This window comes from Streptomyces sp. NBC_01275 (assembly GCF_026340655.1).
In the GTDB taxonomy this organism is placed as follows: Bacteria; Actinomycetota; Actinomycetes; order Streptomycetales; family Streptomycetaceae; genus Streptomyces.
In genome coordinates this window covers 2,863,396-2,889,063 of record NZ_JAPEOZ010000001.1, presented here as the reverse complement: position 1 = coordinate 2,889,063, position 25,668 = coordinate 2,863,396, and the positions used below count along the sequence as shown (strand labels likewise).

Here is a 25,668-nt window from a genome sequence, read left to right as displayed (position 1 = left end):
CCTTCGTGTCCTTCGTGTCTTCGAGGGCCTGAACTACCAGCGCAGCAGGACGAGTTCGCAGGCGAAGCCGGGCCCCATGGCCAGCAGCACACCCGGCGTGCCCGGCGGTGGGCGGCGTTGGGCCAGGGTGTCGCGCAGTACGTGGAGCACCGATGACGAGGACAGGTTGCCGACGTCGGCCAGGTGACGCCAGGTCACATCGAGTGCGTCGTCGGGGAGGTCGAGGGCCTCGGTGACCGCTTGAAGGACCTTGGGGCCGCCCGGGTGGCACACCCAGGCGGTCACGTCCTTCGGCTTGATCCCGTGGTCGCCGAGGAACCCCTCGACGTCATCGGCGAGGTAACGACGCACGACATCGGGTACCTGCGGGTCGAGGACGACCTGGAAGCCGGTGTCCTTGATGTCCCAGCCCATGACGCGCCCGGTGTCCGGGTAGAGGTGGCTGCGGGTGTCCACGATCGTCGGGCCGGATGTCTCGTCCGGGCGGCCCGGGCGGTCCGCGCCGCAGGCGACGACCGCGGCGGCACCGTCGCCGAACAGTCCGGTGGCGACCAGGTTGGCCAGGGAGGCGTCGTTGCGCTGGAAGGTGAGCGAGCACAGTTCGACCGACAGCAGCACCGCCGCCTGGTCGGGCCGGCCCAGCAGGTAGTCGTGCACACGGGCCAGGCCGGCGGCGCCGCCGGCACAGCCCAGGCCGAACAGGGGCAGCCGTTTGACGTCCGGCCGCAGACCGAGGCGGCCGACCAGCCGCGCGTCGATCGAGGGGGTGGCGATGCCGGTGACGGAGGTGAAGATCAGCAGGTCCACGTCGGCGGCGGTCAGGCCGGCCGTGTGCAGAGCACCGCGGACGGCCTTGGCGCCCAGGTCGGTGGCGGCGGCGATGAAGACGTCGTTGGCGGCGCCGAATCCGTCCAGTTCCCCGTACCGTTCGAGCGGCAGCGTCATGTGGCGCGAGCGGACCTTCGCGCTGCGGTGCAGCCGGTCCAGGACCCGGCGGTCGGCACCCTCCGGCAGGCAGGTGCGGGCCACCATGTCGGTGATCTCTGACTGGGTCCGACGGTGCGGTGCGAGGGCACCGTGAACGGCGGCGATCCGCGTCATATGGTTCCCGTCCGGTTACCAACTCGGGTGAGTTGCTCTGCACGTGTTCCCCGGTCCGGGGCTTCGACACCATGAATCGCTCGTCCGGCCGTGCGCCCTGGGGGCGCGTGCTCCAGCCGGGTGGGGCCGGGGCCGCCTACGATCGGCCGGGTGGGCACTCCCGAGCAGTCGACGACCGGCGGCCCCGAGGCGAGTTGGGCCGTCCGGGTGGGTGGCCTGGCAGGGTCGTGCCACCCCGGGCCTGTCGTGGCGGTCACCGCCCTGATGGCCGCTCTCGCCGTCACCGCAGGCCAGAGTGGAGCGCGTTGCGTCCTGACCGCCGCCGCCGTGCTGACCGGTCAGCTGTCCGTCGGCTGGTGCAACGACGCGTTCGACGCGCCCCGGGACATCGCCGCCGGCCGCCATGGCAAACCCGTCGTCGACGGCACGGTCGGCGTGACGGAGGTGTGGGTGGCCGCGTACGCCGCGCTGGCGCTGTGCGTGCCGCTCTCGCTCGCCTGTGGCCTGTGGGCGGGCGCCGTTCACCTGGCCGGAGTGGCGGCAGCGTGGGCGTACGACCTGCGGCTCAAGGCGACGGCATGGTCCTGGGCGCCGTACGCGGTGGGCTTCGCCAGCCTCCCGGCGTTCGTGGCGCTGGGCCTGCCGGGGCAACCGTGGCCGGCCTGGTGGATCGTCACCGCCGGGGCGCTGCTGGGGGTCGGCGCCCATCTGGGCGATGTGCTGCCGGACATCCGAGGGGATCTGGCGACGGGCGTACGGGGATGGCCGCACCGGCTGGGCCCGGACGGCGCACGGCTGCTGCTGCCGGTGCCGTTGGTGGCCGCGTCCGCCGTTCTGGTGCTGGGGCCCGCCGGTCCACCCGGCAGGTGGGGATGGGCAGTGCTCGTGGTGACCGTCCTGGTCGTGGTGGCGGGGACGGTGCTGGGACGCCGATGGGAGCGGTTGGCGTTCGCGGCGGCGGTCGCGGTGGCGGTGGTGGACGTGGCGTTGCTGCTGCTGCGCGGCACCGGGATCGCCTGACCGCGCCGCCGATGAAGCTGCCGTTTACCCCGATGCTTTGGAGGTCGGTCGCGGGTGGTCAGACGATCAGGCCGTTGAGGGGTTCGGTGCCGTCGACGAAGGTGCGGGCGAGGTCGGACAGGCGATCACCTCAAGGACCCGCAGACCGTCTCCTGGGGAGATCTGGCCGAGGATTTCGCCTTCACCGATGCCGAAAAGGACCAGATCCAGAAGGGGGCGCAGGCGATGGTCCTGGCTTCCCGTGTGCACCGCCTCGCCGCGTTGCGGAAGCGGCAGCACACCACACAGGTCCAGGTTGCCGAAGCCATGGGCGTCACCCAGGCCCGCGTCTCACGCATCGAGAAGGGTCAGTTGGAGCGCAGCGAGGTCGACACCCTCGCTGCCTACGTCAAGGCGCTCGGCGGCAAGCTGAAGATCGTCGCTGACTTCGGCGATGAGAGCTACGTCCTCGGCTGATCCGATCGACGCGCCGCTGCCCAGGTCGATGCGCAGTCCGGTGGGCGGGATCGCCTCGTGATGTCAGGGATGATGCTCCACCCCGGTGCCTGGGGTGGAGCATCATCGCGTCGGTAAGGCACTCCGCTGTGCGCGGGTTCGATTCCCGTCCCAGTTCGAGCGGATCTGACCTGCATGTAAGTGCCCTGTCAGGCGGCCGGGAGCCGTCACGCGCGGTGGGTGCGTGCGGCTGCAGGCGAGCGGGTGCCGGCGGGCTGATACCGAGGCTCAGGCGTCAGGGGCCACGTGGACGCGTCGCCCTTCGACGAAGGTCTCCAGGACGTGGGTGGCGGCGATGTCCCCGGGCGGGCCCGCGAACGGGTCACGGTCGAGGACGACGAGATCGGCCGACTTGCCGACGGTGATGCTGCCGGTGGTGCCGTCGAGGCGGTTCACATAGGCGCTGCCCGCCGTGTATGCGGCGATGGCGGCCCCCAGGTCGAGGCGCTGCTCCAGGAGGAAGGCCGGGGTGCCCTCGGGTGCGTCGGGGGCGATCCGATTGACGGCGACATGGATGGCCTGGAGCGGATCGGGGCTGCTGACCGGCCAGTCGCTGCCCGCGGCCAGCGTCGCGCCCGCGCGCAGCAGATCGCCGAAGGGATACTGCCGTGCGCCGCGTTCGGCGCCGAGGAAGGGCAGGGTCAGTTCGTCCATCTGCGGTTCGTGGGCGGCCCACAGCATCTGCAGGTTGGCGCTCGCGCCCAGGGCGCGGAAACGGGGTACGTCGGGTGGCTGCACGACCTGGAGATGTGCGAGGTGGTGCCGCGTGTCACGGTGGCCGTTGGCCGTGCGGGCGGACTCCACGGCATCGAGCGCCTCGCGCACCGCGCGGTCGCCGAGCGCGTGGAAGTGGACCTGGAAGCCGAGCGCGTCGAGTTCGGTGACGTACTTCCTCAGCTCTCCCGGCTCGACGAAGCTGATGCCGCTGTTGTCCGAGGCGCAGCCGCAGCCGGTCAGATACGGGCCGAGCATGGCGGCGGTGTGGTTCTCGGTGATGCCGTCCTGCATGATCTTCACGGTGGTGGCGTGGAACCGGCCTCCGCTCAGCTCCTCGCGGCGGGCGGCGAGTTCCGGGATTTGTTCGGCGCCGCGCTCGCGGTCCCACCACAGGGCGCCGACGACGCGGGCGGTGAGCAGGCCCCGGTCCAGGGCCGCCAGGTAGGCGGGCGCCGGGTCGGTCAGGTTGGCGTAGGTACCGACGATGGCGTCCTGCCAGGCGGTGACGCCGTGGGAGTGCAGTACGGCCTGGGCGCGCAGCAGGGCGGTGAGCTGTTCCTCCGGTGTGGGGTCCGGCACCAGTCTGCCCACGAGGTGGACCGCGCCCTCCTGGAGCATCCCGGTGGGCTTTCCCTCGGCGTCGCGCTCGATTCGGCCGTCGGCGGGGTCGGGGGTGCGGGAGTCGATGCCCGCACGTTCCAGTGCCCGGCTGTTGACCCAGGCGCCGTGGTGGTCGCGGTTGGGCAGGAAGACGGGACGGTCCGGGACGATCGCGTCGAGGGCGGCGGCGGTGGGGGAGCCGCCTGGGAACGCCTCCAGGGACCAGCCCCCACCGGTGATCCACTCGATGTCCGGGTGTTCGTCCGCGTACGCCTTGATCCTGCGCAGGTAATCGGCCGGGTCCACGGTGCCGCCGAGATGGCACAGGCCGAGCTCGATGCCCGCGCCCTGCGGATGGACATGGGCGTCCTGGAAGCCCGGCAGCAGCAGCTTCCCGGCGAGGCCGACGACCTCGGTGCGCGGCCCGATCAGCTCATGTACCTCGTCGTGGCCGACGGCGGCGATCCGTCCGCCGCGCACGGCCACGGCCGTGGCTCGGCTGCGGGCGGGATCGACGGTGTGCACGGGGCCGCCCGTGAAGACGAGATCGGCCGGTCCCGTGACCCGGTGATACGACATAGGGGTGAACTCCATGGAGTGTTGGGGGGGTGTTGATCAGACCGCCGTGCGGTCCATCGGGAGGGCGAGGGTCTCGGCGTCGGTGCCGTTCCCCGTCGTGAAGTACGGCGAGTGCCGGACGTACTTGGCGACGGCCGCCATGCCGAGGCCGACGAGCACGATCACGGCGGGCAGCGAGAACATGAACCAGCCGTTGTCCGGGCTCAGTTCGAAGTGATCGCTCATGGTCAGGTACGAGTATCCGAGGTAGCCGCCCAGGCCCAGCAGGACCAGGCCGGACACGGTGGGCACACCGACGGCCAGCAACGCCTCGCGCGCTCCCTCGCGACGCGCGGAACGGAAACGCACGGCGCAGGCGAGCGCGGTGAGGCCGTAGTAGAGGGCGACGACCAGGCCGATGGCGTTGACGGCGGCCAGCAGCATGTCACTCAGCTTGGGAATCGCGACGGCGAGCAGTGCGATCACGGCGGCGACGGACATCACGACGACCGTGCCGGCGGCAGGCGTGCAGTAGCGCGGGTGGATCCGGGTCCACAGCTCTCCCATGGTGCGGTCGCGGCCCATGGCGAACAGTCCGCGTGCCGTGGGAATCAGGGTGGCCTGCACGGAGGCGACCGCGGAGAACATCAACGCGACCAAGGGCAGGGTGGCCCAGGGTTCTGCAGCGAGTTTCTCCCCGAGGTACGGGAGGGCCTGGGGGCCGTTCTGGACGAGTTCGGGCAAGCTCATCTCCCGCTGGAAGGCGACCGAGGCGAAGAGGAAGAGGCCGAGCATGGCGAAGAGGGCGATCAGACCTCCCCGGGCCGCGTCGCCAGGGCTCTTGGTCTCCTCGTTGACGCTGAAGGCCGCGTCCCAGCCCCAGAAGAAGAAGACCGCGAGGACCATGCCCTGGGCGAAGGCGGTGCCGCTGGAGATCTCGAAGGGGTTGAACCAGGAGAGGGACACGGCGTGGTGGCCGGTGACCAGGGCCCAGCCGCAGAAGCCCAGCAGAACCGTGTACTCGAACACCAGTAGGGCGAACTGGAATCGGGTGGCGGACCGCATCCCGGTGACGGCCAGGGCGGTGAGGGCGAGCAGGATCACCAGCCCGACCGCCGTGCTGACACCGGTGGACGCCGGATCGAGGGCGATGCCGGCGAGGGTGTGCAGGCCGGCTCTGTTGGCGAAGATCAGGACGACCGAGCCCATGATCGCGCTGGTGTAGGCGCAGAAGATGACCGAGGCGACCAAGGTGACCCATCCGGTCAGGAAGCCGGGCCAGGGGCCGAGGGACTTGCCGACCCAGACGTAACCGTTGCCGCAGTTCGGTTCCGAGCGGTTGAGACGGGCGTAGGCGGTGGCGATGCCGAGCACCGGCAGGAACGCCAGGAGCAGGAGCGCCGGCGCCTGAAGGCCCACGGTGGTCGCGATCGTGCCCATGCCGATGGCGATGCTCGTGGTGGCCGCGGTGCTGGATGCGGCGATGGCGACGCCGTCGACGACGCCGAGGGAACGTCGCAGGGCGGGGTGGGGCCCGGCGGACGGGTCCGGCGGGGAGGACGGGGGCGGGGCGGACGACATGAAGGGCTCCTCGGGGGAGGGATGGCGAGAAGAGCCGCGCGGGAATGCGATGGAACAACCTGCGTCCGCATTGCGTCAATCCTGTTGACGTAAGGCGGCTGAGGGCCGTTCACTGAGGGCGCGCAGTACCGGACCGGCGGTAGTCGGTAGGCGTAGGACGAGAGGAGCCCGGTCATGGCCACCCGTGTCCCGCAGGAGCGCAGACGCCGACGGCCCACCCGCTCCGGGGGCCTGCTGTCGGAGGACCTGATCGTGGAGACCGCCCTGCGGCTGATCGGCGAGCACGGTCCCGACGCGCTGAGTGTGCGACGGCTCGGCGCGGCACTCGGCTGCGACCCGACCGCTCTGTACCGCTACTTCCACGGCACCGACGACCTGGTGCTCGCCATCGCCGACCAGATCATCGGCGACACGATGGCGGGGTTCGTCCCCGGGGACGACTGGGTGGCGTCACTGCGCGAGATGGCCCTGCGGGTCCGCGCCGGATACCTCGCCCATCCCCGGGCGGCCGCCATGGCCGCGCACCGGGTGACCCGGCGCAAGCATGAAATCCAGGCCGTGGAGACAGGTGTCGGACTGCTGCTGTCCGCGGGCTTCGAGCCGGCCCAGGCCGCACGGCTCTATCTGGCCTTCATCGACACCGTTCTCAGCCACGCGGCCACGGAGGCGGCGTTCCGGGCGCTCCCGCGGCAGCAGCGCGAGGCCGATCAAGGGGCATGGAGGAACGTCTACCAGGACTTGGACCCGGTGGCGTACCCGGCGCTCACCGCGGCACGCCGTGAGCTGCCCGGGATGGCGGACAACTCCTTCGAGGAGGCGGTGGACCTGCTGCTGGAGGCGTTGGCTGCCCGCGCCCCGGCGAGGCGGGGTTCAGGCCGCTGAGGTCGGGACGCCGCCCTGTGCCGTAGGTGGACGACTCGTCGTGTAGAACAAGGGAAAGGCGCTCTCACCCGTTGAAGTCGGTCCGGTTGCGCCGCAGTTCCTCGGCGGCCTCGTTCTGTTCGCGTTCGTCGGCGCCTTCGTCGACCGCGGTGGAGAAACCAGGCGTGTGAGGGCGAAGTGGTGGTACGCCTCCGGGCCGAAGACGGCGTAGGCGGCCGCCGCCTCGCCGGGAGCGTACGGCTCGGTCCGCTTCGCCGGGTCCGGATCGGCGTGACGCGCCCGCGCCTGACGGACCGCCTGATCGCCGCGCTCCGTCAGCACGGGCAGCCGTAGCGCGGCGCGCTTGTCGTCCGGCATGGTGAGTCCCCGGGCGACCACGACCACTCCGCGCGCCGAAGCGACGGCGGAGGAGGTCGCGGCGGACAGGCGGCCATGGCACATACGTACATGGAATACGTACTCCTACCGACGTGCCCCTGACACCTGTGCCGTTTCCTTGCGTTCATGACGACACCGGGCGTGAAAGCGCAGATGCCGAAGAACGTCAGGCTGGCGACGGTGGGGGTATGGGTCCAGGCCGTGCTGAACCTGGCGGCCGGCGCCCTGTTGCTGGCCGTGGTGAACGACGCGGCGGACCACGGTCAGGACGAGGGGGCCGGGCTGCTGCGGTTCGTGGCGGTGTTGTCGCTGCTGATCGCGGGGGCGCTCCTGCTGTGCGGCGTTTTCGCGGGCCAGCGGTCCAACGGGATACGTGTCACAGTCATCGTCATCGAGGCGCTGAGCCTGCTGAGCGGTGTGCTGGGCCTGCTCCAGGGCGGCGTCTCGGTTCTCCCGGGCATCGCCCTCGCCCTGGTCGTGCTGCGGGGCTTCAGTTCCGCGGAAGCCAGGAACTGGTTCGACCAGTGAGGTACGTATCGCAGCGCACACCCGGGCCGAGACGTTCCGCCGTGCAGGTCGTCGCGGCCCTCGCCGTGGCCGTTCTGTTCACCGGGGGTGTTCGAGCGCCCAGGGCGCCTCCCTTTCCAGGCCCACCGCCGACCCGGCCGATGTACCCGCACCGGGCTCCCAGCCGACGGACCTCTACCCGACGCCCGACCACAGCTTCGACACCAGCGATATTCTCCGGCCCTGCCACAAGGACAGTCCGGCCGGACCGCCCGACCTCGTCTTGGGGGAATCACATGCGTATACACACTGCGGCCACCGTCCTTTCCGGCGCCGTCGTACTCTCGGCGTTCGTTCTTCCGGGCGCCGCCCAGGCAGCGGAGCACCCTGGGGCGGCGACGGATCTCAAGGCCTTCGCCTCGGAGAGCGTCCAGCCGCGGGACGCGCTGGGCGGCACCACCTTCAAGGACGGGGTCGTCAACAACGGCAAGGACATCGTTCTCGGCGTAACGGGCAAGAAGGCCGTTCCCGTCACGTTCACCGCCTTCGACGAGGAAGGCGTGGCCATCACCCAGGCCTTCCTGTGGCAGGGCACCGACAGTTCGAGCACGGACACCATCACCGGCGGCCTGGAGTCGGACGCATACCCCACCTGCACGGAGACGCCGGTCCAGGGCGGCTACAGCTACAGCTGCAAGACGGTCTTCACCATCGACCCGGCGGTCGCCTTCAAGGACGGCAACGGCACCGCGGGGACCTGGAAACTCTTCCTGGGCGCCTACGACCTCTACGCGAACGCCAGTTACGACGACGACGTCGCCAGGACCAAGATCAAGCGTGCCGCCAAGCTGACCGCCAACGCCTCCCCGGAGCCGGTGAGGAAGGGCAGGACCATCACGGTCACCGGCAAGCTGAGTCGCGCCAACTGGACGACGGGCAAGTACGCGGGATACGGGACCCAGCCGGTGCAGTTGCAGTTCCGCAAGAGGGGCAGCAGCACCTACACCACCCTCAAGACGGTCAAGACCAGCAGCACCGGCGCCTTGAGCACCACCACCAAGGCCGGCTCCGACGGCTACTACCGCTTCGTCTTCGCCGGCGCCACCACGACCGGCTCCGCGACGGCGCCCGGCGACTTCGTCGACGTCAGGTAGGCAGCTTCCCGGCCGAGACCGCGGTGGCCGGTTCGCAGAGGCTCACTGATCACCGCCGAGGGCCCCTGGACCACGCTCAGGCTGCTCCGTGCGGGCGTCCCCGAAACGGCTCCCGGTGCGGCGGCGGGCCATCAGCGTGGCCAGGGCGGTACGCGAGGAGACCCCGGTCTTGCGGAAGGTGCGGGAGACATGGGTCTCGACGGTACGCCGGCTGACGTAGAGCCGGTCCGCGATGGCCTGACTGGTGAGCCCCTGCGCCACCAGTTCGGCGATCTCCAGCTCCCGGGCGGTCAGGGTGGCCAGCCGCTCGGTGAGTTCGGCGCGGTCCGGGGAACCGTACGGAGCCTCGGAGTCGCCACCGGGCGGACGGGTGGCGTCGGCGAGGCCGACCAGCATTCCGCTGCCGCCCGCCTCGGCGAGCCGGCGCCCCCTGAGCCAGGCGTGCGTGCCGCCCCGGCTGCGGCCCGCCAGCGCTTCCAGCGGGGCGCCGAGCAGCAGGGAGTAGGCCTCCCAGAAGACCGCGCCGCAGCGGGCGCTCTCCGCCGCGGCCTCCGCGAACAGGTCCGCCGCCGCTGCCGTGTCCCCCTGCGCCAGCGGCAGATGGGCGGCGCTGCGCAGTGCGGACGCCCGCAGCATCGGCAGCCCCAGTTGTTCCGCCTCCTTGCGCGCCCGCTCGGCCCAGCTCCGGGCCTCCTCGGACCTGCCCGTCACCAGTGCGGCCGTGACCAGGATCTCCAGGTAGAGCGGCCGCATCGAGGGCTGGATCCGCTGCAGCTCGGGACCGCCCGCCTGGAGCATCGCGTCCCGGGCGCGGACCGGATCGCCGGCCATGAGCGCGGCCCAGCCGAAGATGCACCAGGCCGTGGAGGCCCACCAGTCGACCCCGGTGCCGGCCGCGGCCACCGCCTCCTCGGCGACGGCGAGAGGGCGTGGGTCGCCCGGCGGGCAGGCGGCGACGAGTGCCGCGGCCTTGCTCGCCAGGACGAACGCGAGCAACTGGTCGCTGCCGATCCCGCGGGCGATGTCCTCGGCCTGGTCGGCGAGTTCCAGCGCCGAGGAGATCCGGCAGGTCTGGACCCGGACATGGGACAGGCACAGCAGCAGATGGGGCACGACATAGAGCTGGCCGCTGCGGCGGGCGATGTCGAGGCCGCGCTCTGCGTGCCGCTCCGCGTCCGGGTAGTGCTCCAGGAAGGCCTCCGCCCAGCCGAGCCGGGCCAGTGGTTCGCACAGCGCGGTGAGGTCGTTGTCGGGCAGGGAGTCGACCAGGGCGGCGGCCTGCCGGGCGAGTCCGTGCGCCGCGCTCATGTTGCCCTCGTACGCCTCTCCCAGGGCGGCGACGGCGAGGACGCCCGCCTCCCCGACCTCGTCCCCCGTGGACCGGGCCGCCGCGAGCGCCGCCTCGACCTCGGTGCGCACCTGGGTGTACGAGGTGTCGCTGTCCTGGGGCGCGGCCGAGCCGAGCTCCAGGCCGAGCCGGACGACGTCGGCCGGTGCGGGGCCGCGGGCCAGCTCGCGGCGCAACAGCGCGACGGCCTCGGTGCAGCGCCCCAGATGACGCTCCACCAGCGCGCACAGGACGACCGCGCGCACTCTGAGGCCTTGGTCCTCGCCGGTGGTCGGGCCACCGGATGTCCGCCGCGGGGTGGCGATCAGCTCATGGAGCAGGTCGCGGCTCTCGCGCAGGCCACCGCACGCGGCCAGGGCGCGGGCCCGCCGCAAAACCAACTCACGCCGCCGGGCGGCGTGTTCGGGAGTGTGCGGAAGGTGGCGGAGTGCCACATCGAGCCAGTGGGCGCAGCTCGCCGGGGCCGTTCGGGCGGTTCGTGCGGCGGCCTCGTCGAGCACGGCCACCGCTGCCGGGTCCCAGGCCGTCAGCGACTGTTCCACATGGTGGGCCTGCTCGGCGGCGGAGGCGCCTGCGCGGGCCAGTTCCTGCGCGGCGAGCCGGTGGATCTCGACGCGCCTCAAGAAGGGCGTGCTTTCGTGGACGAGGGTTCGCACGACCGGATGGCGCAGGGTCAGCAGGCCCTGTGGGGCGGAGCGCAGCAGGTCGCGGCGGGTGAGAGCGTGGACGTCGACGGTGAACGCGGTGCCGGAGCGGCCGGTCACCCGGCTCACCATCGCCGGGGTGGCGTGCTCGCCCAGTACCGCCACGGCCTCGACGATGCCGCGCCGGGAGGGGGCGAGCACGGTCAGTTCGTCCAGCAGCAGGGTGCCGAGCCCGGGCGGCGCCGAGGACTCGGGCGTCGTACCTCCGCGGTGGGCCTGAAGGAGGGTCAGGAAGTAGAACGGGTTGCCCTCGCTCGCGGCGTACAGCGCGGCGGTCTCGGCGGGCGGCAGGCCGAGGCCGGCCAGTTCGGCGCAGTCGTGTGCGCTCAGTGGTCTCAGGCCGAGTCTGACGACCGTGCCGGCGTCGAGTCCTCGGGTGAGCCTGGCGGCGAGGGACTCGGGACTCTGGCGGTCACGGCGTGTCACGGCCAGGACGACGGGGGCGTGCACGGGATGGCGTACGAGATGGTCCAGCAGCTCCAGTGACGCCGGGTCCGCCCAGTGCAGGTCGTCGAGGGCCAGCAGCAGCCCGGACGGGGCGGCGAGCCGGGCGAGCAGGACGGCCGTGGACCGGTGCAGTCCGAAACGGTCGACCGCGCCGCTCCGCTGAAGGAGGGGCGCCACCGCGTCGGTCTCCTGGAAGTCGTCCAGGGTGTGCGGGTCGAGGTGGGCGAGCGCGTCGGTGAACACCTGGAACGGCACCTGCCGCTCGTACTCCGTTGCTCTGCCGCGCAGTACCGTCATTCCGCGTCGGTGCGCCCGTGCGCAGACCTCGCCCAGCAGCCGACTCTTGCCTATGCCGGCCTCACCGGTGATGTCGACGAGCCGGGAACGGCCGCTGTCACGGAACCCCTCGTCCCTCGCCGTGCCGCGCGCGTCGCCTGTCGCACGGTCGAGCAGCGCGTCGAGCCGGGCCAGTTCGACGGAGCGGCCCAGCAACGGAGTCCCGTTCCCGCCGTCCCCAACTACCCTGTCGGCTCCCACAGTTGCTCTCCTGTCTTTACATTCCCCTCACATGTCATTCTCTCCCGGTGATCGTCGTAAGCAGGCCGCTTTGTCGTGACTGGCACTGTCCTGGCCGTGCGGGCGCCCGTTGGGATGGGCGTGCTTCCGTCGGAGGGTGGAACGCGCAGAGTCCGCTGCCGCCGCTACTGAAAGGTCCTCGATGACGATGCCGCGCGCACGCTCGTTCGTGCAGGTCGACGTGTTCTTCACGAGCCCCTATTCCGGCAATCCGGTCGCCGTCCTTCTGGACGGGACGGACCTGGGCGATGAGGAGATGCAGAGCCTGGCGCGTTGGACGAATCTGTCCGAGACCACGTTCGTGCTGCCCCCCACCGTCCCGGAGGCGGACTACCGGCTGCGGATCTTCACTCCGCAGGGTGAGCTGCCGTTCGCCGGGCATCCCACCCTCGGTTCCGCGCACGCCTGGCTGGACGGTGGCGGCATGCCGCAGTACGGCGACCGCGTCGTGCAGGAGTGCGCCGCCGGCCTGGTCACCGTGCGCCGGGGCGAGGGGACTCTGTCCTTTGCCGCCCCTCCTCGTGTGCGCGAAGGCGCGCTCGACGACGACTGTCTGAACCAGATCGTGGCCGCGTTCGGCATCACGCGCGACCGAGTCCTCGCCCACCAGTGGGTCGACAACGGGCCCGGCTGGGCTGTGGTCCGGTTGTCCACGGCCGAGGAGGTCCTCGCCCTCGAACCCGACCTCTCCCTCATCCCGGACGCGATGGTCGGCGCGATCGGGGCCTACCCCCAAGGGTCCCCGTACCACTGGGAGATGCGCACCTTCGCCCCCGGCGTCGGCGTGCCCGAGGACCCCGCGTGCGGCAGCATGAACGCCGCCGTCGGGCAGTGGCTCACCGCCACCGGCGGCGCACCCTCCACCTACCGGGTCTCCCAGGGCGCGCGGCTGGGCCGGGCCGCACGTATCGAGATCACCGCCGATACGGACGGGACCGTCTGGGTCAGCGGCGCCGCCGCCGTCCGCATCCGCGGCACCATCACTCTCTGACCGCTCCTGACCGCACTCTCGAACGCGACCACGTCCGCGCGGGTGTGCCGCATCAGCCGCACACCGGCGAACACCCGCAGGCTGCGTCCGACCGCGGCGGGATCGATCAGCGCCCGGCGGTCGCCACAACATGATCGTGAACAATCGAACGAGCGTACGGAGGAGTTCGACCGCGGTAGTCGACTCTCTCGTCGCTGACGGTGCCGGGTGGATTCCGGGTCGGGTCAGCGGGCGCCCAGCAGGCTGGCGAGCAGTTGGAGACGCTCGGCGTCGGGGCTGCCCTCGACAGCGGTGTAGACGATCAGCATCGGGCCGGGAGTGCCCGGCAGCGGGTAGGCGTCCCAGTCCAGGTTCAGCTCCCCGGCCATGGGGTGGTTGACGCGCATCCGGCCGCGCGTCGTCTCCCCCACGTCGTGGCGGGCCCACAGCGTCGCGAACTCGTCGCAGCGGACCGCGAGTTCGCCGACCAGCTCCACGGCGCGCGGATGCCCCGGATCGGCGGCGACCTGGGCGCGCAGCATCGCGGTCAGCTCGGCGACGGTGGCGGACCGCTCCGGGCAGGTCTGGTCGGCCTCCGGATGCAGCAGGAGCGACAGCAGGTTCCGCTCCGTCACCGGGAGCCGGGTGAACTCGCCCAGCAGCGCGCCGGCCAGCGGGCTCCAGGCCAGTACGTCCAGGTAGCGGCCCACGACCAGCGCGGGCGAGGGCATCGTGCGCAGCAACCGCTGTGTGGTGTCCGGTACTTGCTCGGGTTCGTACCGGCGCGGGGCGCGAACCGGTGTGCGCGCGGCGGCGGCGAGGCTGTGCAGGTGCCGGCACTCCTCGGTGGAGAAGTTCAGGGCGCGGGCGAGGGCGTCCAGGACCTGTTCGGAAGGTCGCACGTCGCGTCCCTGCTCCATGCGCTGGTAGTAGTCCGAACTCACCCCCGCCAGCAGGGCCAGTTCCTCACGCCGCAGCCCGGCGACACGCCGCCTCGGGCCGGGTTCGAGGCCGACGTCCTCCGGCCGCAGCCGGGTCCGGCGGGTCCGCAGGAACTCGGCGAGTTCGCGTCGGGGATCGTCGCTCATGGCGAGGGAGTCGTCGGTCACGGCGCCAGTATGGCGCGGGCGCCGCTGGGGAGGGTGGGTCTGCCGGTCCCAGGAAAAGGCGAACGACCGTGATGCCGCGAGCAGGGACCAGTATCGGTTCCACACCAGCAGGCCACGGAAGGAACAGCGACATGAAGGCCGCTCAGATCACGAGCTTCGGTACACCGGACGTCCTGCGGATCAACGATGTCGACCGCCCCGCTCCCGGTGTCGGCGAGGTCCTGGTGTCGGTCGAGGCGTCCAGCGTGAACGGACACGACGTGATCGTCCGCGCCGGGGAGGTGAAGATGGTGTCGGGGCGCCGCTTCCCGATCGGTGCGGGGCTGGACTTCTCGGGCGTCGTCGCCGCGACCGGTGCCGATGTCGAGGGTTACCGGGCCGGGGACCGGGTGTGGGGCATGGTGCATCCCCGTCAGCGGCACGCCACCGCGGGGGCGGCCGAGTACGTCGTGGTCCCCGCGGACCGGATCGCGCCCGCCCCGGCGGGCCTCTCGCCGGTCGAGGCGGCCTCCCTGGTCGTGACGGGCGCGACGGCGCTCATCGCGCTGCGCGACAGCGTGCACATCGCGGGCGGGGAACGGGTCCTCGTGCGGGGCGCGGCCGGTGGAGTCGGCACAGCCGCCGTGCAACTGGCACACGCGATGGGCGGCCACGTCACCGCGCTGGCCCGCGACCGCCACGCCCGACTGCTCACCGACCTCGGTGCCGACGAAGTCCTCGACTACGGCTCCACCACCTCCGACCAGATCGGACCGTTCGACGTCATCGTCGACACCGTCGGCTCGGAACTGCACTGCTACCGAAGCCGGTTGGCCAAGGGCGGCCGGATGGTCACCGTCGGCCTGTCGGCTGGCGCCTTGGCCGCGATCGCCGCGTCCAGCGTGTACGGAGCCCGCCGGATCCGCACCTTCAGCGCCAACCCGGACAGCGCGGTGCTGCGCGATGTGGCCGACCATGTCACTTCGGGTGCGCTGCGCCCGGTGGTCGACAGCGTGTACCCGCTGGCGGACATCGCCGCAGCGCACGAGGCGTTCGAGCGCGGCGGCGTCATGGGCAAGCACGTGGTCGCGGTGTCCGCGTAGCGCCGTCGTTCTCCGCGCGCGTTCTCCGCCCGCGGGGCACTCAGGCCGCGCTCAGCCCTGGGCCTCGATCTCGGCGTCGGCGACGGCGATGGCGATGCCGAGTGCCGTGGCGATGTTGCCCGCTGCCGTCATGACGCGGGCGGTGCCCACGATGGGCGCGATGGCGACCAGGACGTCCTGCAGCTGCTCGGCGGTCAGGCCGGTCTTCAGGGCGGGGTCGATATGCGCCGCGTAGGAGATGGGCGGGGCGTCCGAGGCGGCGAGCGCCGCGATACGCGTGAGTATGAGCATGTCCGGGGGGAGCCCGCACCGCTCGAGCGAGTCGACCGTCATCGCGGCGAGGGTGTCCAGGACAGGGGTTTCCGATGCAGTGGACATGTCGCATGCCCTTCTGGTGAGTTCTGAGCCCGAGGGGGGTGTGAGGCGGAAGTTCCGCGCATGTGGGGTTTCCCTTCAACCGTAGAGCCCATCCGGGCCTCGCGCACGGGGGGCTCTCGTGGGCCGCGTCGGCAGATTCCGCCGGGTTCGGCGCCGGCGGCGCGGGTTCCGGCTCCCCGCCCGGCCATGAAGATGTCCGATCCCGTCCGCGGCCGCAGAATTGGCGTTGTGCCCTGTTTGTTCCGGATCGGAGGCGCCCATGAAGGACCTCAAGTTTGAGCAGAAGAGCTCGCTGTCACGCATGGAGGCGGCTGACCAGCTCACGGCACTCGCGGCTGCGCTGAGGAAAGGCGGGGACGCCGAACTGGAACTCGGTTCCGGGACCCTGAGCCTGCGGATCCCCGACGACCTTCGCGGTGAGATGGAGGTCGAGGTCGGCAACGGGGAGATCGAGCTGGAGATCGAGTTCAAGTGGCCGACCGCACCGACCCGGACAGCGCCCGCCGGGCCCGGTCGGAGCGGCACGGGCGCCGGCAGGGGCAGAAGCGCGAAGCGGTCCGCCACAAAGGCCCCCTGAGTCGTGCGACCGGCAAAGCGACACACGCGAGGCTTGCCACGCGGCCCGTAGCGCTTTCCAGCTGCTGGAAAGCGTCAAGCCCCTTCGTGTGAAGGGGCCTTCGTCGGCGGGGGACGCGGGCGGGTGCTCAGTCGCAGGAGCCGGTGAAGACGTCCACTTGGTCGCTGTTGCTGCTCGCCACCACGAGGTCCTGGGTGCCGTCGGCGGTGAGGTCGGCGGCTGCCGCTTCGTAGGCCCCGTCGGCCGCGAGTTCGGTCAGTTCGGTCATGCTGCCGCTCGACGTGCCCTGGAAGACGGTGACGGAGTTCCCCTTGAGGGAGGAGACGAGTACGTCCGTCACGTCGTCGCCGTCGACGTCCGCGGCGGAGACGGCCACCGGCAGGGCGGACGTGGTGGAGGAGACGGAGTCGTCGAACGTGCCGTCGCCGTTGCCCGTGAAGACCTCCAGGGTGTTGGAGCCGTTGCTGATGGTGGCCAGGTCGGTCGTGCCGTCGCCGTCGAAGTCGCCGTGGGCGATGGAGTACAGGCGGGCGACGCTGGCGTACTCCGTGACGTCGCCGAAGGTGCCGTCGCCGTTGCCGAGCACCACGCTGACGCCTCCGCCGGTGGCGACGCTGGCGGTGGCGATGTCCAGGTCGCCGTCGCCGTCGAAGTCGGTGAGGACCAGGCCGTGCGGCCGGGTCACGGTCACCGCCTCGACGTCGACCGTGAACGCCCCGTCGCCGTCGCCCAGTAACAGGCTGACGCCGCCGCCCTGTTCCTCGGCCACCGCCAGATCCAGGTCGCCGTCGCCGTCGAGGTCGCCGGGGACGAGGGAGCGGGCGCCCGCGCCGACGGTGTACTGGACGGAGGCGGCGAAGGCGCCGTCGCCGTTGCCGAGCAGGACGCTGACGGTGCCGCCGTTGAAGTCGGCGGTGGCGATGTCCGGGCTGTCGTCGCCGTCGAAGTCGGCGATGACGGACTGGTACGGGCCGTTGCCCACCGCGTAGTCGGTCGCCGTGGCGAAGGTGCCGTCGCCGTTGCCCAGCAGCACGGACAGCGAGTCGGCGTCGAGGTCGGCCGCGACGACGTCGGCGTTCCCGTCGCCGTCGAGGTCGCCGGTCACCACGTGCCGGGGGTTGTCGCCGACCGCGGCGGAGGTGTCCGACTGTGTGAAGACGAGGCCGGAGGAGCAGGCGGCGGCCGTTGTCGTGAGCGGTCCGGTCGCCGACGCCAGGGCGGCGACGCTCGCGCCCAGGGCGAGGGCGCCGACGGTGCCGAGGGTCAGGATGCGACGGGTCCTGCGCTTCTTGTGGTTGCTCATGATGGGGACGGATGTCCTTTCGCGGGTGGTGAGGGCCGGAGAGCCCTCGCCGTCATGACTGCTTTGGCATGACTGCTGTGGCATGACGGCTTCGTCATGGGTTTTGTTGTGTACATGTAAATCTAGGGGGCTCTGCTGTGATTCACGTGTTATGAGACCGTGGGTTCGCCCAGCACCCGACCCGCCCAGCGCCCGACCCGCACGGCCCGCCGACCCGCACGGCCCACCGTCACGCCACGGTCAGCGTGATCGCGCCGGTGTGGGTCTGCCCCGGGGTGAGGGCCGTCGTTTCCCCGTCCACCGTCATCGCCGCCGTGCCCCCGGCCGGGGCCGTCACCGCACAGTCCGCGTCCAGGGCCAGAACGCTGAGATACGACGTGCCGGTCACCGTCCATGTGGAACCGCCGGTCAGGGTGACGAGGACCCCGTTGTTGACGACGGGCCGGACGGTGTTGGCGACATGACCCAGCTCCGTGTACTGCGCGGAGCCGATGGAGTCGACGGCGTGCCGGGAGACGGAGGCGGACAGGACGCCCTCGACGCTCGACCGGTCGAAGGTCAGCGCCATGTTCTGCCCGCTGCGGCGCGCGTTGTAGAAGTCGCCCTGCACGGAGATGGAGGTGAAGGCCGCCGTGGTGTCCGCGCTGTGCACCGCTGTCACGTCGAAGCCGTCGTCGCGCACCGGGTCGCCGACGGGCTCGGTGTACACGCCGTTGACGGAGCCGGGGTTGTCGGTCTCCATCACCTGCAGGACGACCCCGTTGCCGGGGGTGATCCGGGCTCCCTGGGAGCCGTCGACCGTGATGGTGGCCCGGACGGCCTTGTCGAGGAAGGCCGTGTGCGCGGTGTCGAGCACCGTGGAGCCGTCGATGCGCAGGGTTCCGGCCCCGTGCCACAGCACGCCGAACCCCCGGGAGGCGATGCTGGTGCCGCGCACCGGCAGGGCGGCCAGTTCGGCGTCCGAGAGGCCCAGGCCCAGCTCGGCGTCGAGGGCGGCGACGGCCTCCTCGGTGCTGTCGCCGTAGTGCACCGTGGCGTTGGAGGCGCCGATGATCGTCGCGTATGTGCCCGCGTCGATCTCGCAGCCCAGGATGCGCTCCACGACGTTGCCGTCGGCGAAGGTGCCGTATCCCTCGTCGCCCAGGTTGGCGATGCGGCAGTTGACGACGGTGGCCCGCGAGTCGGACGTCGAGTCCACGGAGAAGGCGCCCCATGTCTCGGACTCGATCGACGAGGAGAGGTAGGTGGCCGTCGTGTTCGCGCCCAGCAGGTTGGTGGCCCGGACGTTGCCGGAGATGCCCAGCCGCCACGGCACGACCAGCATGTTCGCGCCGCCCGCGGGGACGTAGTCGGCGGGCAGGACCCCGTTCAGGCAGCGGATGCGGGAGTTCTTGACCACGAGGGAGCAGCCGTCCTCGGCGACGACGGCGCTGCGCACCACCCCCTGGTTCGCGATGGTCACCCCGTCCAGGAGCAGGGTCGTGCCCGGGCCGGTCGCGACCACGGCGGCGCCGTCCCCGACGAAGTCGCAGCGCCCGTTGCCGGTGAAGGCGATCCTCGACCGCCGCAGGGTGTACGCGCCGCCGTCCGCCACGTACACCCCGTCGAACGCCTCCCCGGTCGAGACGATCCCGACCGACTGGGCGCCGGAGTCCGTCACCCGGCCCCCGGTCACCGCAGACAGCACGGACCTGGCCGCCACGACCCCCGACGCGCCGACGTAGAGCGCCTGCCGGATCGGGAAGGTCACGTTCGCGAACGTCGCCGTGTGCTGCTCGGCCACGGTGAGCACGATGTCGCCCTGGTACGCGCCGGGCGCGATCGTCGTGCCGGTGGCCAGCGTCGCCGTGAGCACCGAGCCGGTCTCCACGCCGTCGACGGTCATCGTCAGGCTGTATCCGTCCGGTACGGCGAGCGTGCCGCCCTCGGCGAGCGAGAGCGAGGTCAGCCGGGTCGTCGCGCTCAGCACGTAGGTCTCGCCGGCGCCCACCGCGAGGGCGCCGGCGCTCGACGCCGCCCGGGCGGGTGCGGCGGGTAAGGCGAGGGCCGCGGCCCCGCCGACGAGGAGGGCCCGGACACGGGCCCTCATGGTCACACCATGGCTGTTGGCCTCTTCGTTTCCTTCTTTTTCTTCTTCTTCGGTCGGCTTCATGGACGCCTTCATAGTGTCGACACTATGGCGGAATCAAGGGCCTGAAAAGGTCTGCGTCATGATTTCGACCTTGACTGTCGACAGTATGAGGGTCGGCTGTAGGCTCAGTCGAGCTGGGTGTACACATGGATGGACCGGCTTTCCCGTGTGCTGCAGGCCGTCTTCACCTGCGGCCGACCCGAATACCACCCCCGTGTGACGGGCTTCCCCCCGAGGGCGTGAGCCTGCGGGGAATTCTTCTCGACAGCCTGGAGGGCTGAAGAAATGCTGTATCTGTTCATGGGAATCCTCGGCATGTACGCCGGTGTCCGGGCGCTCGGACTCCGCCGCCGGCAGCTGAGCGCGGCCGCCGCGCCCTCGCCGCAGCTGATCCTGCGCCCGGCGGTCCTCGCCGTTCTGGCCGGGATCGCCATCGTGGGCGGGGCGTTCCTGCTGGCGGGCGGAGTGGTCGTGCTGGTTCAGGGGTGAGCGGCGCGGGAGCCGGAGGCCGGGCTCGTGGCGGTCAACGTCCGCGCTCTGCACCGCCGTTGACCTGGATGATCTGGCCCGTGACCTGGCCGGCCCCCGCAGACGCCAGCCAGTGGACCGTCTCGGCGACGTCCTGCGGGGTGCCCGCCCGGCCGGTGGACGTCTGGCCGACGAGCGTGCGCTCGCGCTCCGCGGAGAGGTTTCCCCGGAAGAACTCCGTCTCGGCGATGTAGCCGGGGGCGACCACGTTGACGGTGACGCCCTGCCCGCCGAGCGCGGCCGCCAGATCGTAGGCGTACGGGTGCAGCGCGGCCTTGGCCCCGGCGTAGGAGCCGGAGCCCGAGCCACGGTAGGCGGCGATCGAGCTGAGCAGGACGATCCGTCCGCCGGGTGCGGTGAACAGGTCCCGCAGCGCCTCGGTGAGCAGCACCGTCGTCAGCACGTTGGACCGGAAGTTGGCGTCCCAGTGCGCCGCGGCCCGGGCGGCGGGACTGCCGTGTGCGGGCGAGGGGCCGAGCGCCGCGTTGCCGCCCGCGCTGTGCACCAGGACGTCGACCCGGCCGTACCGCTCGCCCAGGACGGCCCGGACTCTGTCGGCCTCGGCGGCCTCGGAGAGATCCGCGGCCAACGCCACCACCTTGGCGGGGGCGCCGGCGGCGGTGATCTCCGCCGCCGTACGGTCCAGTACGTCGGCCCGGCGGCCGACGACGACGACCTCCTCTCCGTCATGGGCGAACCTCTCGGCGACGGCCCGGCCTATGCCGGTACCGCCGCCACTGACCACGACCACGCGTGCCATACGACTCTCTTCTCCTAGGTGAAAGGGGGTGTTGTCGAATCCGCTAGCGTTCGAAGTCCCTCGCTGTGTCGTCCCAGCGGACGTTGCGCAGGCCGTGGTCGGCATCCTCGCCCGACGGGATGTCAGGAGTCGCCTGGAACCAGATGACGGTCAGCGCGGAGTGGTGCAGGACCGTGTCCAGGTCCGGATCGACCGGGTAGGAGGTGAACGACCCCACGCACGTCACGGCCGGCAGCAGTTCGACGGGGCCGAAGCCGCCGGCGGGAACGTCCGGCAACTCCCGGACCGGCGGGACCAGATGCACCGGACGGGAGGCGTGGTCCTTCTCGACGCTCCTCAACAGGCGCTCCACCTGGAGGTCGTTCCAGCGCCGGAAGGGATACCCCTCCAGCATCCCGCCGTGGGTCGAGGACAGTTGCACGGCCATGAGCTCGATCGACCGGCCGGAAGCGAGAACTATGTGCGCCAGTGCCATGGCGCCCAACCTAGACGACGGGACCTTCGGGCCGGGAGCGAGTTGTCTGTCGGCGGAGGCTCCGGCGTGCGGGGCGGTGCGGTCGGTGCTTCCTCGCGCCCGTGATCGTCACCCGGACGGCGGAGTCACCGGCGCCGGCCCCGCGCGACGCTGGCGGTGTCCGATGGTCGCCGTCTGGCGTGGAGGTATCGCCGTGACCACTGCATCCGCCGCTTCCGGGCCGGTCGGGCCGATCGAGGTCGGCCCGGGGGACGCGCGCTACGAGGCGCTGCGCCGGGGCTTCAACCAGCGCTGGATCGCCAGTCCCGACTACATCGTGGTGGCCTCCAGCACCGCCGACGTGGTCGCCGCCCTCGGCGCCTTCCTCACCCGCGCCGACGCCGGTTCGTCGTCGAGCCGTGTCTCCGTCCGTTCCGGCGGGCACTGCTACGAGGACTTCGTCTGCGCCGACGACGTGGCCGTCATCATCGACGTCAGCACCATGAACGGCGTCTACTACGACCCGGCGATGGACGCGTACTGCGTCGAGGCGGGCGCGACGAACTGGCACACCGTCACCCAGCTCTACCACCGCTCCGGCCTCGCCGTCCCCGGCGGCTCCTGCTACTCCGTCGGCGCGGGCGGCCACATCTCCGGCGGCGGCTTCGGCCTGCTCTCCCGGCTGCACGGCCTCACGGTCGACTATCTCCACGCCGTCGAGGTGGTCACCGTACGCGACCTGACGCACGCCGAGGTCACCGTGGCCCGCAAGGACTCGCCGGAGCCCGCGCTGCGCGACCTGTGGTGGGCGCACACCGGCGGCGGGGGCGGCAACTTCGGCGTGGTCACCCGGTACTGGTTCCGCGGCCTTCCCCAGCCGCCCGCCCAGGTGCTGACCAGGGCGCTGTCCTGGGAGTGGGGGATCTTCAAGGACGATCCGGGCAAGTTCAAGGACCTGGTGCGCCGCTACGGCGAGTTCTTCGAGGGCGAGCGCACGGGCGAAGGGCCGGAGCTGCTCCGCGAGTTCGACTTCCGCGACCTGTTCACCCTGCTCAAACTGACCAACCACACCGCGGGCAAGGTCGGTCTCGTCCTCCAGCTCGACGGCACCCGCGAGGACTCGATCGACCGCCTCAACCGCTTCCTGGACTGGCTCGCCCCCGAGGACGCCTACCCCCAGACGCCGTTCGACGTGCAGATGGGCGAGCACCAGGCGCTCTACGAGCACTACATCCCCACCCGGCTGCCCTGGCTCACCGCGACCCAGAACCTCAACGGCTCCGGGCCGAGCCGGTGCGGCAAGTACAAGTCCGCGTACCACACGGCGAACTTCACCGAGGACCAGCTCGACACGATCTTCGTCCGCCTCACCGACGAGGCGTACACGAACGATCAGGCCCTGCTCCAGGTGGATTCCTACGGCGGCCGGATCAACGACGTCGATCCGGCCGACACGGCGGTCCCACAGCGCTCGTCCGTGCTGAAGCTCCAGTACCAGTCGTACTGGACCTGGGGCGAGGACGCCAACCGCGACGGCGTGTACGACTACCAGGACGCCCTGGCCGACCCGGACATCGCCGAACCCCACCTGAACTGGATCCGCGGCTTCTACGAGGAGATGTACGGGGCCACCGGCGGCGTCCCCGTCGTTCCGGCCCCGGACCAGCCCGAGGAGCTCAACACCGACGGCTGCTACGTCAACTACCCGGACGTCGACCTCGGCGACCCCGACCTCAACACCTCGGGCCAGCCCTGGCATCACCTCTACTACGGGGCGAACTACCCGCGACTCCAGCACGCCAAGGCGTACTGGGACCCGCGGAACGTCTTCCGCCACGCACAGTCGATCCGCCTCCCGGGAACGGAACAGCCACGGAACAGCCAGGGAGCAGCCACGGACCAGCTAGGCAACAGCCGCCGCTCAGAGCCGTAGCAGCACCGCCGTGTCGACGCGGGGCAGGGAGACGGTGAGTTCGCCGGCGGCGGCGTTCCAGGTCGCGGAGGCGTCGGCGTCGACGGGGTAGAGCACCGTGGGGCGGATGTCCGTACCGCGCAGGTGGGGGATCGGGAGCGTGCGGGCGCCGCCCCCGTCGTATGCGCCGGCTCCCTCCCGCCGCCACACGGTGAGGAGCGTGCCGGCCGGACCGCGTAGGCCGTGGGCGAGCCAGGCGTCCTCCCAGGAGGGGAGGCCGAGCGGCCAGAACGGGAGGCCGTCGGCGATCTCCTGGCGGATGCTCCGGTAGACGGAGACGCCCGAGCGGACGAGTTCCAGCTCGGCCTCGCTCATGCGGTCGAGGAAACCGGACAGGTGGATACGGCCCAGCAGCGCGCCGGTGAGGGTGAAGGCGATCGCGTCGGGGCTGAAGCCGGGCTGGGGGTAGGCCCACACGGCGGCCTGTTCGGGGGCCGCGGCGGTGGCGGCCGCGGCGGCGATGGGCGGGTAGCGCAGGGGGTCCTGCTGGTCGCTGGTGGACTGCAGCTGCGCCACCGCCAACTGCGCGTAGTCCATGCGCAGTCCGCCCGAGGAGCAGTTCTCCAGGACGAGGTCGGGGTACCGGTCGAGGAGGGAGGCCATCCAGTCGAGGTGGGCACGATGGTGGCCGAGCAGGCCCGCGCCGGCGCTTTCGGCGCCGTTCTCCGTGCCGGGGCCGACGTTGACGTTGTAGTCGAGCTTCAGATAGCCCACGCCCCAGTCGCCGACGATCCGGTCCACGACCTGGTCGAGGTGGGCGCGGGCGGCCGGGTGGCGCAGGTCCAGGTGGTGGCGGCCGTGTTCGGTGACCCGTACTCCGCCCCGCCGGAAGAACGCCTCGGGCGGCAGCGTGCGGGCCAGCGGGCTGCGGACGCCGACCACTTCGGGCTCCAGCCACAGTCCCGGGGTCATCCCCTGCTTCCTGACCGCGTCCAGTACCTGCTGGATGCCGCCGGGGAAGCGCCGGTCGGAGGCGTCCCAGGCGCCGACGGCGTCCCACCAGCCCTGGGCGTCGTCGTCGTACCAGCCGGCGTCGATGACGAAGACCTCGGCGCCCGCCGATCCGGCCGCTTCGACGAGCGGCAGGAGCTTGTCGGTCGTGGGGTCGCCCATCAGGGTGTTCATGTAGTCGTTGTAGATCACCGGGAGGGCGGTGTGGTCCGGGTGGGCGCGGCGGATCCGGCGGCGGTAGGCGGTGAGTTCGCCGAACGCGGCGTCCAGCCCGCCGGTCTCGGCCCGTACGAGGACCGCCGGGACGGAGGTGAACTCCTCGCCCGGGGCCAGGGTCCGACGCCACTGGTGGTGGGCGTCGTCGGGGCCGAACAGCGCGAGGTAGGCGGCGCCCTCCCGCTCGCCGGTCTCGAAGCGCCAGCCCGCGCTGGACTCGATCTGCCACAGCCAGGCGCGACCGGTCCGGTCGGTGAGCGCGGCGATCGGCAGATGGCGGCCGGTGGACCAGCTGCCCTGCGAGTACCGCTCGAAGCAGCCGCGCCCCTCATGGCCGTGCGCGGCCCGGCTCAGCGGGACGATCCGGTCGCGGAACGCGGCCTGCCGCCAACGGCATTCGGCGAGCCAGTCGTTGTCCGCCCAGTGGACGGTCAGGTCGTCCAGACCGCCCGAGGCGTCCAGGACGCCGCCGAGGGCCAGGCTCGACACGCTCTCCAGCTGAAGCGTTTCACTTCCTTCGTTGACCAGGCGCACCTGTGAGCGGAGAAAGCCGGCGCCGGGGCGGGACCACAGGGTGATCTCGGCGACGAGGCCGGTCACCGGGTCCGCCAGCCGGATCGTCGTGCGCTGCCGGCCGCCTTCCTGCCCGTCCCCCTTCTGCCCGGTCTGCCCGGCCCTCTCCTGTCCGGCTCTCTCCTGCCCGTCCCCTTCCTGGACGGTCTCCTGGTCGCGGTAGACCAGGCGGGCGCCGATGGCGGTGTCGATGAAACGTTCCCCCGACCAGGTGCGGCCATGGCCGGTGGCCGTGACCTCGACGAGGGGGAGCAGCGAGTCCCAGTCCTGGCCCGGCGCCCCGAGCCTGACCGACCCGGCGGAATCCGCGATGGCGTGCAGTCCGAGGGACTCATGGGACCAGAGAAGAGAGCTCTCGGCTGCTTCGACAGCAGTAGTCAACGCGGTTTCCCTTCTGGGTGGGCGATCTTTCGTGCGCTGCGGACCGACGGCGGGCCGGCCGACGGCGGGCCGGCCGGCGAAGGACCGGCCCGGCACCGAGTCAGTCCTTCGCCCGACTCCGGGCCGGTACTTCGCCGACAGCGATCCAGTACGTCGCCGAGCAGCGCATATGCGGCTCTTGATGTGATCGCCAGGTAAATCCCCGGTTTCGATCT

At 71.4% G+C, this 25,668-nt stretch carries 22 protein-coding genes; 10 read left to right on the top strand and 12 right to left on the bottom strand.

Going from position 1 to position 25,668, the window contains the following annotated elements:
• Positions 1-33: 33 nt before the first annotated feature.
• Positions 34-1,101: a type III polyketide synthase gene (locus OG562_RS12455; protein WP_266396646.1), complete on the bottom strand. Its 1,068-nt coding sequence runs from the start codon at positions 1,099-1,101 to the stop codon at positions 34-36.
• Positions 1,102-1,251: 150 nt separating this feature from the next.
• Between OG562_RS12455 and OG562_RS12450 the strand changes: the two genes are divergently transcribed.
• Positions 1,252-2,121 (top strand): UbiA family prenyltransferase, encoded by an 870-nt coding sequence (locus tag OG562_RS12450; protein WP_266396644.1) that lies wholly within the window; start codon positions 1,252-1,254, stop codon positions 2,119-2,121.
• 162 nt (positions 2,122-2,283) lie between these two features.
• The gene (locus OG562_RS12445; RefSeq protein ID WP_266409240.1) at positions 2,284-2,577 is read left to right on the top strand and encodes an XRE family transcriptional regulator; all 294 of its coding nucleotides are present in this window, start codon (positions 2,284-2,286) and stop codon (positions 2,575-2,577) included.
• A gap of 267 nt (positions 2,578-2,844) precedes the next feature.
• Here the strand turns inward: OG562_RS12445 and OG562_RS12440 are convergent, their stop codons facing one another.
• Together OG562_RS12440 and OG562_RS12435 are read right to left on the bottom strand one after the other, a co-directional pair.
• On the bottom strand, positions 2,845-4,512 hold the full coding sequence (locus tag OG562_RS12440; RefSeq protein ID WP_266396643.1) for an amidohydrolase: 1,668 nt from the start codon (positions 4,510-4,512) through the stop codon (positions 2,845-2,847).
• Positions 4,513-4,548: 36 nt separating this feature from the next.
• Positions 4,549-6,072, bottom strand: coding sequence for an APC family permease (locus tag OG562_RS12435; protein ID WP_266396642.1), 1,524 nt, complete (start codon positions 6,070-6,072; stop codon positions 4,549-4,551).
• A gap of 174 nt (positions 6,073-6,246) precedes the next feature.
• Between OG562_RS12435 and OG562_RS12430 the strand changes: the two genes are divergently transcribed.
• Positions 6,247-6,954 carry a TetR/AcrR family transcriptional regulator gene (locus tag OG562_RS12430; protein WP_266396640.1) on the top strand — a complete coding sequence of 236 codons (708 nt, stop codon included), beginning with the start codon at positions 6,247-6,249 and terminating at the stop codon, positions 6,952-6,954.
• Here the strand turns inward: OG562_RS12430 and OG562_RS12425 are convergent.
• Positions 6,943-7,395, bottom strand: a complete 453-nt coding sequence (locus OG562_RS12425) for a hypothetical protein (protein WP_266396637.1) — start codon at positions 7,393-7,395, stop codon at positions 6,943-6,945. The genes OG562_RS12430 and OG562_RS12425 overlap by 12 nt on opposite strands.
• 63 nt (positions 7,396-7,458) lie before the next feature.
• Between OG562_RS12425 and OG562_RS12420 the strand changes: the two genes are divergently transcribed.
• Positions 7,459-7,860: a hypothetical protein gene (locus OG562_RS12420; RefSeq protein ID WP_266396635.1), complete on the top strand. Its 402-nt coding sequence runs from the start codon at positions 7,459-7,461 to the stop codon at positions 7,858-7,860.
• A 275-nt stretch (positions 7,861-8,135) separates the two neighbouring features.
• Positions 8,136-8,993: a hypothetical protein gene (locus OG562_RS12415; RefSeq protein WP_266396633.1), complete on the top strand. Its 858-nt coding sequence runs from the start codon at positions 8,136-8,138 to the stop codon at positions 8,991-8,993.
• A 42-nt stretch (positions 8,994-9,035) separates the two neighbouring features.
• Here the strand turns inward: OG562_RS12415 and OG562_RS12410 are convergent, their stop codons facing one another.
• On the bottom strand, positions 9,036-11,984 hold the full coding sequence (locus tag OG562_RS12410) for a LuxR family transcriptional regulator (protein WP_266409238.1): 2,949 nt from the start codon (positions 11,982-11,984) through the stop codon (positions 9,036-9,038).
• A gap of 232 nt (positions 11,985-12,216) precedes the next feature.
• Here OG562_RS12410 and OG562_RS12405 point away from each other — a divergent pair, with 232 nt between their 5' ends.
• On the top strand, positions 12,217-13,059 hold the full coding sequence (locus tag OG562_RS12405) for a PhzF family phenazine biosynthesis protein (protein ID WP_266396631.1): 843 nt from the start codon (positions 12,217-12,219) through the stop codon (positions 13,057-13,059).
• Between the two features lie 224 nt (positions 13,060-13,283).
• Here the strand turns inward: OG562_RS12405 and OG562_RS12400 are convergent, their stop codons facing one another.
• A complete protein-coding gene (locus OG562_RS12400) occupies positions 13,284-14,147 on the bottom strand; it encodes a helix-turn-helix transcriptional regulator (RefSeq protein ID WP_266396630.1) in 864 nt (287 codons plus the stop codon).
• Between the two features lie 131 nt (positions 14,148-14,278).
• Between OG562_RS12400 and OG562_RS12395 the strand changes: the two genes are divergently transcribed.
• Positions 14,279-15,229: an NADP-dependent oxidoreductase gene (locus OG562_RS12395; protein WP_266396629.1), complete on the top strand. Its 951-nt coding sequence runs from the start codon at positions 14,279-14,281 to the stop codon at positions 15,227-15,229.
• A gap of 51 nt (positions 15,230-15,280) precedes the next feature.
• Here OG562_RS12395 and OG562_RS12390 read toward each other — a convergent pair whose 3' ends face one another.
• A complete protein-coding gene (locus OG562_RS12390) occupies positions 15,281-15,607 on the bottom strand; it encodes a carboxymuconolactone decarboxylase family protein (protein ID WP_266396626.1) in 327 nt (108 codons plus the stop codon).
• A 259-nt stretch (positions 15,608-15,866) separates the two neighbouring features.
• Here OG562_RS12390 and OG562_RS12385 point away from each other — a divergent pair, with 259 nt between their 5' ends.
• Positions 15,867-16,184 carry an amphi-Trp domain-containing protein gene (locus OG562_RS12385; RefSeq protein WP_266396623.1) on the top strand — a complete coding sequence of 106 codons (318 nt, stop codon included), beginning with the start codon at positions 15,867-15,869 and terminating at the stop codon, positions 16,182-16,184.
• Between the two features lie 127 nt (positions 16,185-16,311).
• On the opposite strand, the gene OG562_RS12380 is transcribed toward OG562_RS12385, so the two are convergent.
• Together OG562_RS12380 and OG562_RS12375 are read right to left on the bottom strand one after the other, a co-directional pair.
• The gene (locus tag OG562_RS12380; protein WP_266396619.1) at positions 16,312-17,487 is read right to left on the bottom strand and encodes a VCBS repeat-containing protein; all 1,176 of its coding nucleotides are present in this window, start codon (positions 17,485-17,487) and stop codon (positions 16,312-16,314) included.
• Positions 17,488-17,716: 229 nt separating this feature from the next.
• On the bottom strand, positions 17,717-19,576 hold the full coding sequence (locus tag OG562_RS12375) for a hypothetical protein (RefSeq protein ID WP_266396617.1): 1,860 nt from the start codon (positions 19,574-19,576) through the stop codon (positions 17,717-17,719).
• A gap of 327 nt (positions 19,577-19,903) precedes the next feature.
• On the opposite strand from OG562_RS12375, the gene OG562_RS12370 reads away from it, so the two are divergent.
• Positions 19,904-20,107, top strand: a complete 204-nt coding sequence (locus OG562_RS12370) for a hypothetical protein (protein ID WP_266396615.1) — start codon at positions 19,904-19,906, stop codon at positions 20,105-20,107.
• A gap of 34 nt (positions 20,108-20,141) precedes the next feature.
• Here OG562_RS12370 and OG562_RS12365 read toward each other — a convergent pair whose 3' ends face one another.
• Together OG562_RS12365 and OG562_RS12360 are read right to left on the bottom strand one after the other, a co-directional pair.
• Positions 20,142-20,906: an SDR family NAD(P)-dependent oxidoreductase gene (locus OG562_RS12365; RefSeq protein WP_266396613.1), complete on the bottom strand. Its 765-nt coding sequence runs from the start codon at positions 20,904-20,906 to the stop codon at positions 20,142-20,144.
• Between the two features lie 43 nt (positions 20,907-20,949).
• A complete protein-coding gene (locus OG562_RS12360; RefSeq protein WP_266396610.1) occupies positions 20,950-21,381 on the bottom strand; it encodes a hypothetical protein in 432 nt (143 codons plus the stop codon).
• Positions 21,382-21,574: 193 nt separating this feature from the next.
• Here OG562_RS12360 and OG562_RS12355 point away from each other — a divergent pair, with 193 nt between their 5' ends.
• Entirely contained in the window at positions 21,575-23,293 is a 1,719-nt protein-coding gene (locus OG562_RS12355; protein ID WP_266396607.1) for an FAD-dependent oxidoreductase, read from the top strand.
• Here the strand turns inward: OG562_RS12355 and OG562_RS12350 are convergent.
• A complete protein-coding gene (locus OG562_RS12350; RefSeq protein ID WP_266396605.1) occupies positions 23,282-25,453 on the bottom strand; it encodes a glycoside hydrolase family 36 protein in 2,172 nt (723 codons plus the stop codon). The two genes, OG562_RS12355 and OG562_RS12350, sit on opposite strands and share 12 nt — an antisense overlap.
• Between the last annotated feature and the right edge of the window lie 215 nt (positions 25,454-25,668).